We start from the raw sequence: 14,479 nt of genomic DNA, 5'->3' as shown, positions 1-14,479 counted from the left end.
CTACCCCAAACACTCCGCAACTCTTAGCACAGCACTACGTGCGCGAACATTAGTCTCTACTTCTAGCTTAGACGGCTTAATTGCCTTCGTCACTATTTTTAAGTGGGGGTTTAACATATCTGTGGTCACCGGTACTCCAGGAGGAAAATCATCACCACGCGCTTCTTTACGCATAAACTTCTTCACAATACGATCCTCTAATGAGTGGAAGCTAATCACCACCAAGCGCCCACCTGGCTTTAACACGGTTAAACTTGCCTTTAACACAGCATGCAAGTCACCTAATTCATTGTTAATTTTAATACGAATCGCCTGAAACGTCCGCGTTGCCGGATGCTTATTTTTTTCCCAGCGTGGGTGTGCTTTAGCAACAAGTTCAGCCAATTGCTTAGTTGTCTGGATTGGCCCATAACGACACGCTTGGCAAATCGCTTTTGCAATTCTTCGCGCATAACGCTCTTCACCATAATCAAACAACACCTGAACCAACTCACTTTCATCAACCGCCATCAACCACTCACTGGCCGACACACCAACCGCCGGGTTCATACGCATATCCAACGGCCCCTCGCGCATAAAACTAAAGCCGCGCGCATCATCATCAAGCTGAGGTGAAGAAACACCTAAATCCAATAACACCCCGTCAACTTGACCACGCCAATGACGTTTTGCCACCTCATCCGCCATCATGGCAAAAGAGTCATGCACAATAGAAAAGCGTGCGTCATCACCAAAACGCTCTCCCGCAACAGCAATTGCCTCTGGATCTTTATCAAAAGCTAAAACCGTCCCTCCAGGTCCTAAACTACACAAAATTCCACTTGCATGTCCCCCGCGACCAAAGGTACCATCGATATAAATTCCATTTTGATTGATCGCCAATGCAGCGATAGATTCTTGCAACAAAACAGACTGATGCATAGTCGACATGATTTACCCTTTATCTTCTCTCTATTTGCCTAATTAATCTCTGGATTATTTTATAATTAGTTATATTTTAAGTCGTTACCCAATCAATAACATGCTCTTCTAAGTCCTGCTCTAAAATATCACGCTCACAATAAACTCGATCTCCTACAGCAATGCCTGCACGGATAACACTTTGATATGTTCCAGAAAGTAACGGATGCCAAGCAGGTAATGGCTTTTTCTCCAATAACAATCGATAGGCACAAGTACTAGGTAACCATTTAATTTTATAAATATTATCTCGACTTAATTTCACACAACCCGGCACTTTCACTTGGCGATTTTGATAGTCTTTGCATCCATGTGTACTCTTATCAAATAAAGCACAAGCCACATCTGTATAATAAAATTGGCCATCATCGATATCTTCTAACTTATTTAAACAGCAGCGACCACAGCGATCACATAAAGCTTCCCATTCTTGCGGGCTCATCTCTGCAAGGCTTTTTTCTTGCCAAAACTTATTCTTTTTCTTTATATTCACTGAACTTAATCTTCACTTTTATTTAAGGTCGTCTCAGCGAGCTCAATGCGTTCAATTGTTCTGGCAACGCAATCGCTTAATGTGGGTGGTATTTGCAGGTAAAATCCATGCTTTTCAATAGTTTCCATCACATCCAATATGTTCTCACGCGCCAACTGACGTTGTTCATTAAGCAATAAATTCATCACATGTTCACTCTGGCCAAAGCGACGAATCAACTCTTGAGGTAAATTATCAAAGCATTCACCCTCTTTGATATACAAATACATCTCATGATGACGCAAACTTTTAAAAATTGAACACTTAATTTCCATACCGCCCACTCACTTTTCACAAACGAGCCATAATATCATCAATTGCTGATCACTGCACTGAACTTTAATAACACAGTGATAGCTACTCCTATAAGGCGAAACAGCAGGGCCTAGCAGCCCATTATAAGGCTAATAATAAAGTTAATAATTAATTTAAAACTAAAATTAATTTTATTAAATCAACTATCAACATTAATAACAGATTAACAAGATAATTTGCTCATGCTTTGCAGCATTATAAAAAGATTCACATCGCCTTTAAAGTAAGTTATATTTTAATTCCTATGTGATACATCAACAAGGATACCGGCATGAATGCTGCCAGCAAACACTCGAAACTTCATACAACCTCTCAAGCAACAGCTCAAGCTCAAGTTCAAGTTCAAGCGAATAACTACAGCCACTTTAATAAAAATAAGCAACACACTGATTATTCAATCAGTTGCAAAAAAATATTACACCTCGAAGGCTTAGTAATAGACAATGGCTTTATCTTGAGCAACAATTGATAATTAACTGCTGTCAACCTCTAAACCCAGCAAAGTTTGACAGGCATGATGCACCACTCTACAGTCTAGCTTTATGAAAGTATAATAAAGATAGATAAAAACGAGTTACTGTATTATGTCTTTAGTCACACGTGATTTAAAACATATCTGGCATCCCTGCTCACAAATGAAGGACTATGAAACCTTCTCCCCTCTTGAAGTCATCAAGGCGCAAGGCTGCTATTTAACCCTGGCTGATGGTAGAAAAATAATAGACGTTATTTCAAGCTGGTGGTGCAAATCTTTTGGCCACAACCATCCTTACTTAACACAGGCGCTCAAGCAACAACTTGAGAAATTCGAGCATGTGATTCTTGCCAATACCACCAACCATACTATCGTAGCGCTTTCAGAAACTTTGGCAAAACTACAACCTGGCCTCGACAAGGTCATGTATGCCAGCGACGGTTCCTGTGCTGTTGAAATTGCTATGAAAATGAGCTTACACAGTCGCGTAATTACTGGCCAAACCGAACAAAAATACTTTGCAGCGCTGAAAAATGGCTACCATGGTGAAACCCTCGCAACCTTGTCTGTCAGTGATCTAGGCCTTTATAAAGCCCCTTATCAATCTGCCTGTCTAAATAACATCACCTTTATTGACGTCCCTTATGTCAGTGGTCCGAATGATCCGTTATGGCATGATAGCGCTATGCATTGGCCGTCTACTCAAGCTCAGTTAGATCATATCAAGCACCAATTAACCGCTATCCTCGTAGAGCCGATCGCCCAAGGGGCAGGCGGGATGCTAGTTTACAGTGCCGACTTTCTAAAACGCCTAGCCCATTGGTGCAAAACGCATGACATTCATCTGATTGCCGATGAGATCATGACCGGCTTAGGCCGCACTGGCCACCCTCTCGCCTGCCAGCATGCAGGTATTACTCCTGATTTTATTTGTTTATCTAAAGGTTTAACTGGTGGTTATTTGCCGATGAGTGCTGTACTGACCAGCAATAACATCTATCAGCTGTTCTATGATGATTATGAAACTGGCAAAGCCTTTATGCATTCACATACCCACTCAGGCAATGCCTTAGCCGCAGCGGTTGCGCTTGCTACTCAAGAACTTTTAAATGCCCCTGGCTTTTATCAAGAGATCCAAGAAAAAGGCCAATATATGTATCAATTACTTAAAAATATTGCCGAGCAAACCGGTAAGCTGAAAAATCTGCGCAATATCGGCATGATTGCAGCCGCAGATCTAGTCGTGCCCAATAATGATAAAACACGCTGGGGTTATTTGATTTATCAACAGGCAATTCAACACGGAGCCCTATTAAGACCATTAGGCAATAGCTTGTATTGGCTGCCCCCCTTAACCATCACAAAAGCCGAGTTAAAAAAAATCGCTTCAATCACTGCCTTAGCCATTGAAACGATTTTATAGTTATATAGTTTTTTTAATTTAACGGTATTAATTAAACATCGATATTAGACACTTGCAGTGCATTTGTCTCAATAAACTCACGGCGTGGCTCGACATGGTCGCCCATCAAGGTTGTAAACAGCTCATCAGCAGCCACAGCATCTTCAATGATCACCTGAAGCATACGCCGTGTTTCGCTGTTCATTGTCGTTTCCCATAACTGATCTGGATTCATTTCACCCAGGCCCTTATAACGCTGAATATTTTGACCACGTTTAGCCTCACTCATCAACCAATCAATCACTTGATTAAAGCGACTGACAAAGTGCACACGCTCACCACGCTGAATAAATGCACCAGTCTCTAATAGTCCCTGTAAAGCACCGCCGAGCTGCGTCAGCACACCATACTCTTTCGAAGTAAAGAAATCGGCACGAATCAAATAATGGGTATCAACACCATGCAACGTCTGACAAATATCAAGTACCGCTGCCGCATCATCGACGCTTTGACGATAGCCGACTTTAAACTCCACCTGACTTTCATGTGATTGTAACCAGTCTTGCAATTGCTGAGTCCACGTAGCAATATATGCCTGATCGGCAAATAAAACGTCTGTAAGCGCAGGCAAATCAACCAGAGCTTGCAAGAAGATCGCAGGATAACGCTTAGACAAACGCTGAATAATCTCTGCACCTTTTTTATATTGTTGAACTAAGTTTGCCAGTTGTCCCCCAGTGATCGCTGACGCATCTTTATGCACAAATAACTGTGCATTTTCCAAGGCAATCTGAGTTAAATAATCAGATAGAGCTGCATCATCTTTTACATAGTATTCTTGCTTGCCTTTTTTTACTTTATAAAGAGGAGGTTGAGCGATATATAAATAACCACGGTCAATCAATTCTGGCATTTGTCGATAGAAAAAAGTTAACAGCAATGTTCTAATATGAGAACCGTCAACATCCGCATCGGTCATAATAATAATGCGATGATAACGCGTTTTATCCGGATTATAATCATCATTGCGAATACCACAACCTAAGGCTGTAATCAGCGTGCCAACTTCTGCAGAAGAAATCATCTTGTCAAAACGTGCTTTTTCAACATTTAAAATTTTACCCTTTAATGGCAAAATAGCTTGCGTGCGACGATCTCGTCCCTGTTTCGCCGAGCCACCAGCAGAATCTCCCTCAACAAGATACAATTCAGACTGTGCGGGATCTTTTTCCTGACAGTCAGCTAACTTACCCGGCAGTCCGGCAATATCCAGCGCCCCCTTCCGGCGTGTCATCTCCCGAGCTTTACGCGCTGCCTCACGCGCGCGCGCCGCATCAATAATTTTGCCGACAATCGCTTTCGCCTCTTGCGGCTGTTCAGATAAAAACTCTTTAAGCTTTTCTGTTATCAAGCTTTCAACAATGGGTTTTACTTCAGAAGAGACTAACTTCTCTTTAGTTTGTGATGAGAACTTTGGATCTGGAATCTTCACCGATAACACCACAACTAGTCCCTCACGTGCATCATCACCGGTTGCATTGATTTTAGCTTTCTTAGCAAACCCTTCCGCTTCGATATATTGATTTAATGTTCTCGTTAATGCCGCACGTAACCCAGCTAAATGCGAGCCACCATCACGTTGAGGAATATTATTAGTAAAACAAAAAATATTCTCTTGATAGGACTCATTCCACTGTAAAGCCGCAGAGACCTGAACCTCATTTTTTTCACCATCAAAACAAATGACTTCATTATGAATTGGCGTTTTATTACGACTTAAGTGCTCAACAAAGGCTTTAATCCCACCTTCATAGAAAAACGCATCTTTTTTATCCGACCTCTCATCAAATAATGTAATTTTCACTCCTGAATTTAAAAAAGATAACTCTCTTAAACGCTTTGCCAAAATCTCATAGTGAAACTCAATATTAGTAAAGGTCGCAGGGCTTGGATGAAAGCGAATCTCCGTCCCTTGGCGTTTACTCTCACCAATGACACTAAGTGGTTCTTGTGGCTCGCCAACCACATAGTTTTGTTGATAAACCTTGCCATTTTTATAAATCGTTAGCTTTAACTGATCAGATAAGGCATTAACAACAGAGATCCCAACACCATGCAAGCCACCAGAGACTTTATATGAACTACTATCAAATTTACCACCCGCGTGTAACACGGTCATAATCACTTCTGCAGCTGAGCGCCCCTCTTCTGGATGAATATCAACAGGAATACCTCGACCATCATCACGTACAGTGATCGACTCGTCCGAATGGATAACCACCTCAACGGTAGAGCAATACCCTGCCAACGCCTCATCAATGGAGTTATCCACCACCTCAAAGACCATATGGTGCAAGCCAGTTCCATCATCCGTATCGCCAATATACATTCCTGGACGCTTACGCACCGCATCCAACCCTCTTAGCACTTTAATATTTGACGAGTCGTATGTATTCTCAGTCATTTGTATCCCCTCAATCTAAGCATTGGGTCATTATACCACTTCTTTAATAGATCCGTGTTCCACGTGAAACTGTTTTAAGTCGAGATGTTTATCCTGAATATACGCTGCAATCGGCGATTTTTTTTCAATCCCAGTAATAAACACTTGCCCACCTAAATCACATAATAAACTTAATACGCGCAATAAATTATCTTGATCTAATTCTGCCACCAGGTCATCAAACAAATAAATCACTTGTCGCCCGGTAAGATTCAGTAAGGTCTGCCCTTGTGCTAATCTCAATGCATAGACCAGTAGCTTTTGCTGCCCGCGCGATAATATTTTCGCAACATCTTGCCCTTGGGTACGCAAACGAATATCAGCACGCTGTAATCCTACATAGGTATAACCCCGCCGCAAGTCACTGTCCAAACTCGCCGCTAACTGTTCCTTTAAACTCTTATTTTCATCCCAACCAGCATAATATTCTAAATCAAACGCCCAATTTTCAAAAAACAACGCTAATATTGCTAAACAGGATGTTTTGAGAGCTAAAAAATAATGTTTTCTTTCTTTATTAACAATCTCAGCATATTGGCAGACAAATTCATCAAAAAAAAATAATTCTTTCCTTTTTTTTCCAGATTTAATTAAGCTATTTCTCTGTTGTAAAGCTTGGTTATAACGCTGCCAAGCCTCAGAAAAAGGTTCACGTTTCACGTGAAACACTCCCCAATCTAAATAGCGACGCCGTATCGATGGCCCATCTGTAATTAAGCCACCACTTTCAGGGTGTATCACCTGCACAGGAAAATAACAAACAAAGTCAGCACTTGAAGCAAGCTTTTCACCTTGCCAATAAAACTGCTGGCGTTTCATGCCCTGTTCACGATAAATCAAACTCTGATGACTTATTTCCTGATCACCACAATTGGCTTGAAGACGATAAAACCTCTGTTCGCTTTGCAACATCTGGCGCCAACCTGAAGAACGAAAGGAACGGCCTAAGCCAAACAAACCAATCGCTTCTAAAAAATTTGACTTACCACTGCCATTTTGACCAAATAAATAATTAAATGAAGAAGATAAACTAATATTAACAGGGCTTAAATTTCTAAAATTATCAACTTGCAGCCCTTTAATAATCACCCGCTAATACTCATCTTGTTAAAATATAGTTTAACTAAAGACGCATTGGCATAACAACATAGCAGGCATCAGCATCAGCTGATTCTTGAATAAGTACACTTGCAGTCGCATCCTTGAGTAACAAGCGCACTGGCCCTGGACTTAACACGCTGAGAATATCTTGCAAATACGATGCATTAAAGCCAATTTCTAAAGGTCTCCCCTCGTAACTAACTTCAAGATAATCTTCAGCCTCTTCTTGCTCTGGGTTATTCGCACCCATTTTTAGTGTATTCGTACTTAATTCCATGCGTACACCGCGGTATTTTTCATTAGATAAAATCACCACCCGAACAAGAGCTTGCTTTAATGCATCTCGATCAACCAATACGAGTTGATCATTACTTTCAGGAATCACTCGACGATAGTCTGGAAATTTTCCTTCAATTAATTTAGATGAGAAAGTAAATTCGTCTGTAAATACGCGTAAATGATTTTCTGTCAGAGTCAACTCAATCTCGCTCTGCAAGTTTAATAAACGAGCAAGTTCCTGCACCCCCTTGCGTGGCAAAATAACTTGTTTTTTATCAGATACTTGAACACTCATAGGCACAGATGCTAAGGCAATTCGGTGCCCATCCGTCGCCACAGCTCGCAAAATATTATTGTCTGCCTCAAGCAACATACCATTTAGATAATGACGAACATCCTGCTGAGCCATAGAAAAAGCGACACGCTCAAATAAATACTTTAAGTTTTCCTGACTCAAAGCCAAACCCGTCCCATGACTGACTGAGTCAAGCACAGGGAACTCATGAGCGGCCAATGATGATAAGCTAAAACGACTACGTTCTGCGCTTAATGTCACTCGTTCACCTTCAACATGAAATTCAATTAATATATCCTCAGCAATATTTTTGACAATATCGACTACTTTTTTTGCCGGCAACGTAAATTGGCCCAGCTCATCACCACCACGAAAGCCAGCCTGCACACAAGCAATTAACTCTATCTCTAAATCACTCGCAGTTAACTGTAAACGATCCGCCTGAATATCAAATAAAATATGGCTTAATATAGGCAAAGTATGACGTCGCTCGACAACACCTGCTAACATTTGTAAAGGCTTTAATAAGGCATCCCGCTGTACCGTAAATTTCATAATTTTCCCCGATTATTTTATTTTCTATGACGATAATATTCGTAATAAACTGACATAATCTTCGCGAATATCGGCCTGATCTTCTTTTAATTCTGCAATTTTTCGACAGGCGTGCAATACTGTAGTATGGTCTCGCCCACCAAAATGATCACCAATTTCAGGCAAGCTATGATTGGTTAACTCTTTGGCCAGAGCCATAGCAATCTGGCGTGGTCTTGCAACAGAACGGCTACGACGTTTTGATAATAAATCATTAATCTTAATTTTATAATAATCTGCCACTGTTTTTTGAATGTTTTCAATCGTCACGAGCTTTTCTTGCAAGGCTAATAGATCTTTTAATGCTTCTTGGACAAATTCTAGGGTAATATCGTGACCAGTAAAACGAGAATGAGCAATCACTCTTTTTAAAGCACCTTCTAACTCACGTACATTTGAATTCACCCGCTTAGCAATAAAAAATGCAACCTCAGCAGGTAAATGAATATTGACTTGCTCTGCTTTAGTCATCAAAATTGCCACCCGAGTTTCTAATTCAGGCGGCTCGATCGCCACCGTTAAGCCCCAACCAAAGCGTGACTTTAAGCGCTCTTCAAGACCATTTAACTCCTTCGGATAACGATCACAAGTTAAAATAATTTGCTGTTGGCCTTCTAACAGTGAATTAAATGTATAAAAAAACTCTTCTTGTGAACGTTCTTTACCTGCAAAAAACTGGATGTCATCAATTAACAAGGCATCAACAGAGCGATAATAATTTTTAAATTCATCAATTGCATTATTTTGTAACGCTTTTACCATATCACCGACAAAGCGCTCTGAATGCAAATAAACGACATTGGCATTGCGATTATGCTGCTGAATTAAGTTACCTACCGCATGCATTAGATGGGTTTTCCCCAAGCCAACACCACCATATAAAAACAATGGATTATAAGCACTGCCAGGATTTTCAGCCACCTGTGTTGCAGCCGCCCGTGCTAACTGATTTGACTTACCTTCAACAAAACTCTCAAAAGTAAAGCTAGTATTTAAGTTATTAACAGGATGTTCAACAATTGTTTTTTTATTTAAATTGCCAGATCTCAGGTTTCCAGGCTTTTCTTTATTTTTATTAAAATTATGTGCATAACTTAGATTAACCTGTGCATTACTAGGCAACTTATCCACAGACCGCGAGTAATTCTGACTATTTTCTGCCGGTGAACGACTATATTGACTATGGTGGTTTTGAGCAACTTGGCCCGCTGCTGGACCCGTATTCAAGGTATTTAGAGCATTTACTGCAACTGGTTTTGCTACAGTTTCAACAATGACATTAAAACCAGGATCACTGGAAACTTCATACACAACATCTTGAATTAAAGAAAGAAAGCGCTGCTTCACCCAGTCCATAACAAAGCGGTTAGGCGCTGCTAATACCAATGTCTGTCCTGATTTAACATCAGCCTTCAATGGCCTTACCCACATATTATAATCTGAAGAAGAAAGCTCTTCAGCCAATCGAGCTGCACATTGAGCCCATAAAGACGTATCTACAACACTATTCATATAGTTATCTTATTTATATTGTGCTTGCAAAACAAAATTATACACACCCAGTTATCCACATTCACGACCGTGCGACCTATCATACACAATAGATAGAATCGAGGAAATAGCTAAAGCTGTGGATAAACTGTACAAAGCCCTATATTTTTTTGTGGGTAAGTTTGACTGTGTTTTTTATCCACAAAATAAACACAGTTTCCCTAAGCATTCAAACATCAACCAAACACCTTATCCACAGATCATATATTATCCTAACATGTTGTAAAATATAGATTATTTAAGTTAATCCACAGAATCTAGCCATATAATAATAAATAACTATAAGTCTAGACATATAATATCTCTCTCTTATTTAGTTATTAATTAATCAAGTAACCTTAGATTTTTAACCCAACCAAAACAGTGAATAACTTACTTACTTAAATATCTAATCTTAAGAACTAGAATTCTAGAATTTTTAAAACAAATTTTATAAAAATCGAAAGAGAAATGACTTAAATTTAAAGAAAACCAAATTTTAAAGGTGAGTAAAAAAGCCAGAGTCTGTGTATAAGTAATAAGGTTATACACAGATCCATTGACATTAAAACAAAAATTGATTACCATCCTCGCTTGCTTTTAACTAAGCACTATTGATCAATAGAGGTAATCAAATGAAAAGAACATTTCAGCCTAGCGTTCTAAAACGCAAGCGTACGCACGGCTTTCGTGCTCGCATGGCGACTAAAAATGGACGCCTTGTTATTAAAAGACGTCGCGCGAAAGGTCGTGCACGCCTTAGCGCCTAATTTTTGGTGACTACAAAAATGCCAGCAAAGTTTTCTCGCTCATTACGACTTCTTGATGCGAGGGACTTTGGTTTGGTATTTAAAAATCAGCGCCGTATTTCCGTCCGTGGCTTTTCTCTTTACCATGCAGCTTCGACTAATAATCTTGTAGTAACTTCACGGTTAGGGTTGGCTGTTTCGAAAAAGCATGCAAAACGTGCCGTTTCACGCAATCTGATAAAACGCTTGATTCGAGAATCATTTCGTCAGCAAAGCGACCAGCTTCCTAATATTGATTGTGTTGTTGTTACTCGACCTGGTGTTATTAATTTATCACGTTGTGAACTTCATCAGGCCATTAAACTACTTTTTGAACGTCTGCGGTCTTTACAGCTTACTTAAATAATAATAAGTAGCAGTTTTATTTAAATATAAATTTACCATAATCTAAATCTTATTTTAAATCGAAAACTATATTCACAGTTACCGTTTAGGTGCTATACCTCAAACGGAATTATGGTATTATAAGTCGTTTTTAGTGCTTGTTGTTCGCAATAAGGTTCGATATAACACACGATTTGTTAAAACTTAAGAGAGATATTTATCAATGAATGCACAACGTATACGTTGGACATTATTAGGCGTACTTGCGCTAATACTGATTTTACTATGGAGTCAGTGGCAATTGCAGTATGGGCCTAAGCCGACACCCACTCAATCTCAACAAGTAGTAAACCAAAACTCTAAGACTAACACGCGATCCGCTGACTTTAATTCAAGTAAAACAGCCAAAGCTGCCCAAGGGACGATAACTACGGCCTTAACAACAGGCAAGCCTATTCAAATCTATACGGATTTATTACATTTAACTCTTGATACTGCAGGAGGCAGTATTGTTCAGGCAAATTTAGAAAATTATGCCAACGAGTTAGATTCCAAAGATAAAATCTTATTGTTTAATGATGATACAAATCAATATTATGTAGCTCAAACCGGCATAGAAACCTTGTCAGGGCAACAGTCTCACCAGCATGTGACTTATCAAGCCAGTGCCGAAAAATACACATTAGCACCAGATCAACAAACATTACGTGTTGTTTTAACAGGTCAACTAACGAATGGCATTAAAGTTGAGAAGATCTATCAATTTAATCGTGGTAGTTACCAGGTTCATGTAACTACACGTTTAAGTAATCAAAGCCTTGGCGTTTGGTCAGGGCAGCTTTACTCTCAATTAGTGCGTAAAGAACAAGCTCAATCTAAAAGTTTACTCGATAGCTATACAACTTATACGGGTGCTGCTATTTCAAGCCAGCACTCGAATTACAAAAAGGTATCTTTTGCGAATATGCGTGAGCAGAACCTTAACTTGCCCACAGAAGGCGGTTGGGTGGCGATGCTACAGCATTACTTTGTAAGTGCATGGATTCCATCAACAAAAGACCAAAATACGCTCTACAGTGCTGTAGGGGCGGATAATCGGTACATCATCGGCTTTAAAGGGCCGTTGCTGACATTAAAACCTGGTCAGGTCACTGAGGAAAGTGCCAAGTTATATGTTGGACCCATTGTAGCTAAGCGTTTGGAAGCGGTTGCACCGAATCTGCAACGCACATTGGATTATGGTTGGTTCTGGTTCTTCTCAGAAGCACTTTTTTGGGTGATGGACCATTTCTTTATGTTGTTTGGTAACTGGGGATTAGCGATTATTTTTACTACCGTAGTTGTGAAATTGATCTTTTTCCCGCTCACAGCAAAAAGTTATCGCTCTATGGCAAAGATGCGCAAGCTACAGCCAGAAATTAAGAAAATTCAAGAACGCCATAAAGACGACCGTCAAAAAGCGGGTCAGGCGGTGATGACCTTATACCGTGATAAAAAGGTAAACCCGTTAGGCGGCTGTTTACCAATGTTAATTCAGATTCCGGTGTTTATTGCATTGTACTGGATGATCATGGAAAGTGTTGAGTTGCGTCATGCCCCTTTTATTTTGTGGATTCATGATTTATCTGTCAAAGACCCATTTTATATCCTACCCATTTTAATGGGAATCTCGATGTTTGTGCAGCAGCGCTTAACGCCCGCGCCACCGGATCCAACACAAGCGAAAATCATGATGTTTTTGCCGGTAGTATTTACTTTCTTATTTGCACATTTTCCGGCAGGGCTCGTGCTTTACTGGATCATTAATAATACGCTGACGATAGTGCAGCAATGGTGGATGATGCGCGATGTTGATAAAGAAGACCGTGCTGTTTCAATGAAAGCCAAATCTAAATCTAAAAGCAGTAAAAAGGCCTAATGCAGCGATGTCTGCCGTAGAGACAATTGCCGCGCAAGCGACGCCTAGTGGCCGTGGCGGCGTCGGCATTGTGCGTATTTCCGGGCCGAAAGTAGTAGCCCTTGCCACGCTACTACTCGGACGAGTCCCTAAAGCACGTTATGCACACTATGGACCATTTTTAGGTGAACAAGGTGAGATCCTAGATTTTGGCATTAGCTTATATTTTAAAGGCCCACACTCATTTACTGGAGAAGATATACTCGAATTGCAAGGACATGGCGGTCCTGTTGTTACGGATAACTTGCTACAGTACATTTTGGTGCAGGATGGCGTCAGAATGGCGCGTCCTGGTGAGTTTTCCGAACGGGCATTTTTAAACGATAAACTGGATTTAGCTCAGGCAGAAGCTGTCGCTGATCTGATTGATGCCTCATCAACACAGGCCGCACGCTCTGCTTTGCGTTCTTTGCAGGGTGAGTTTTCTAAAGAGGTTCATGCCCTTGTTGATCAGGTAATCTATTTGCGTACTTATGTTGAAGCGGCAATAGACTTCCCTGAGGAGGAAGTGGACTTTCTTTCTGATGGAATTGTTGAGACTAAGTTAAATAATATTCGCGGACACTTAGAGCGCATTCGCTCACAGGCACGACAAGGTGCCTTATTACGTGAGGGGATGACGGTTGTTTTAGCAGGTCGGCCAAATGCAGGAAAATCAAGTTTATTGAATGCATTGACGGGTAAAGAGTCGGCGATAGTGACTGATGTTGCAGGGACGACACGCGACTTATTACGAGAGTATATTCATATTGATGGCATGCCTTTACATATCATTGATACTGCAGGTTTAAGGCACACAGATGACGTGGTTGAGCGTCAAGGTGTTGAACGTGCTCTGAATGAAATTCGTCAGGCTGATCAATTATTATTATTAGTGGATAGTCATGAAACTCCTGCGACAGGGTTAACTGAAGTGTGGCCCAGCCAGCTAGATGATTTAATGGGTGAATTAGATGTGACGGTTGTTCGCAACAAGATCGATATGCATGGCCATGATCGTGATCGCTTACAGGCGGAGCAGTTTGAAAGAGAGGGTGTTACTTGGATTAGTTTATCGGCGAAAACCGGTGAAGGAGTCTCATTATTAACCCAGCACCTCAAGTCGGTTATGGGCTTTAATAGCCAGGCTGAGGGACGTTTTTCAGCACGTCGACGTCACTTAGACGCCTTGGAGCGGGCAGAGCGCAGTTTAAATGAAGGCTATGAACAATTTTTAGTTTTAAATGCTGGCGAATTATTAGCCGAAGATTTGCGCCATGTTCAGGGTTATTTGTCAGAGATCACCGGTGAGTTTAGTTCGGATGATTTGCTTGGGCAGATCTTTACAAGTTTCTGTATAGGTAAATAGGTGTGCATAACTTCGTGGGTTATACACAGGATATGCCCTGTAATTAACGATTTAT

General features: G+C 40.6%; 13 protein-coding genes. 6 read left to right on the top strand and 7 right to left on the bottom strand.

Features of this window, described 5'->3' with window-relative positions; all coding sequences use genetic code 11:
- The 3 genes from rsmH to C200_RS07580 form a co-directional block, all read right to left on the bottom strand.
- A complete protein-coding gene (gene rsmH, locus C200_RS07590; RefSeq protein WP_016209357.1) occupies positions 1-930 on the bottom strand; it encodes a 16S rRNA (cytosine(1402)-N(4))-methyltransferase RsmH in 930 nt (309 codons plus the stop codon).
- 67 nt (positions 931-997) lie between these two features.
- Complete coding sequence (locus tag C200_RS07585) at positions 998-1,453, bottom strand: YcgN family cysteine cluster protein (protein WP_016209358.1); 456 nt, start codon at positions 1,451-1,453, stop codon at positions 998-1,000.
- A gap of 5 nt (positions 1,454-1,458) precedes the next feature.
- Entirely contained in the window at positions 1,459-1,767 is a 309-nt protein-coding gene (locus C200_RS07580; RefSeq protein ID WP_032126522.1) for a YcgL domain-containing protein, read from the bottom strand.
- A gap of 311 nt (positions 1,768-2,078) precedes the next feature.
- Between C200_RS07580 and C200_RS07575 the strand changes: the two genes are divergently transcribed.
- Positions 2,079-2,276 carry a hypothetical protein gene (locus tag C200_RS07575; RefSeq protein WP_016209330.1) on the top strand — a complete coding sequence of 66 codons (198 nt, stop codon included), beginning with the start codon at positions 2,079-2,081 and terminating at the stop codon, positions 2,274-2,276.
- Positions 2,277-2,391: 115 nt separating this feature from the next.
- A complete protein-coding gene (gene bioA, locus C200_RS07570; RefSeq protein ID WP_016209360.1) occupies positions 2,392-3,705 on the top strand; it encodes an adenosylmethionine--8-amino-7-oxononanoate transaminase in 1,314 nt (437 codons plus the stop codon).
- Between the two features lie 31 nt (positions 3,706-3,736).
- On the opposite strand, the gene gyrB is transcribed toward bioA, so the two are convergent.
- Genes gyrB through dnaA form a run of 4 tightly spaced genes read right to left on the bottom strand, consistent with a single transcriptional unit; the run spans position 3,737 to position 9,968 of the window.
- Positions 3,737-6,148 carry a DNA topoisomerase (ATP-hydrolyzing) subunit B gene (gyrB, locus tag C200_RS07565; protein WP_032126521.1) on the bottom strand — a complete coding sequence of 804 codons (2,412 nt, stop codon included), beginning with the start codon at positions 6,146-6,148 and terminating at the stop codon, positions 3,737-3,739.
- A 30-nt stretch (positions 6,149-6,178) separates the two neighbouring features.
- Positions 6,179-7,276: a DNA replication/repair protein RecF gene (gene recF / locus C200_RS07560; protein ID WP_016209338.1), complete on the bottom strand. Its 1,098-nt coding sequence runs from the start codon at positions 7,274-7,276 to the stop codon at positions 6,179-6,181.
- Between the two features lie 34 nt (positions 7,277-7,310).
- Positions 7,311-8,417: a DNA polymerase III subunit beta gene (dnaN, locus tag C200_RS07555; protein WP_016209341.1), complete on the bottom strand. Its 1,107-nt coding sequence runs from the start codon at positions 8,415-8,417 to the stop codon at positions 7,311-7,313.
- A gap of 24 nt (positions 8,418-8,441) precedes the next feature.
- On the bottom strand, positions 8,442-9,968 hold the full coding sequence (dnaA, locus tag C200_RS07550; RefSeq protein WP_016209320.1) for a chromosomal replication initiator protein DnaA: 1,527 nt from the start codon (positions 9,966-9,968) through the stop codon (positions 8,442-8,444).
- A gap of 653 nt (positions 9,969-10,621) precedes the next feature.
- On the opposite strand from dnaA, the gene rpmH reads away from it, so the two are divergent.
- From rpmH to mnmE, 4 genes are all read left to right on the top strand, one after another.
- A complete protein-coding gene (gene rpmH / locus C200_RS07545; protein WP_016209359.1) occupies positions 10,622-10,756 on the top strand; it encodes a 50S ribosomal protein L34 in 135 nt (44 codons plus the stop codon).
- A gap of 18 nt (positions 10,757-10,774) precedes the next feature.
- The gene (rnpA, locus tag C200_RS07540; protein WP_032126527.1) at positions 10,775-11,137 is read left to right on the top strand and encodes a ribonuclease P protein component; all 363 of its coding nucleotides are present in this window, start codon (positions 10,775-10,777) and stop codon (positions 11,135-11,137) included.
- Between the two features lie 205 nt (positions 11,138-11,342).
- Entirely contained in the window at positions 11,343-13,037 is a 1,695-nt protein-coding gene (yidC, locus tag C200_RS07535) for a membrane protein insertase YidC (RefSeq protein ID WP_016209311.1), read from the top strand.
- Between the two features lie 7 nt (positions 13,038-13,044).
- Positions 13,045-14,424: a tRNA uridine-5-carboxymethylaminomethyl(34) synthesis GTPase MnmE gene (mnmE, locus tag C200_RS07530; RefSeq protein WP_016209326.1), complete on the top strand. Its 1,380-nt coding sequence runs from the start codon at positions 13,045-13,047 to the stop codon at positions 14,422-14,424.
- Positions 14,425-14,479 lie beyond the last annotated feature (55 nt).

This window comes from Piscirickettsia salmonis LF-89 = ATCC VR-1361, from assembly GCF_000297215.2.
GTDB lineage: Bacteria > Pseudomonadota > Gammaproteobacteria > Piscirickettsiales > Piscirickettsiaceae > Piscirickettsia > Piscirickettsia salmonis.
Note: the sequence above shows the minus strand (reverse complement) of the source record. Positions and strands in the feature narration are given on the sequence as shown.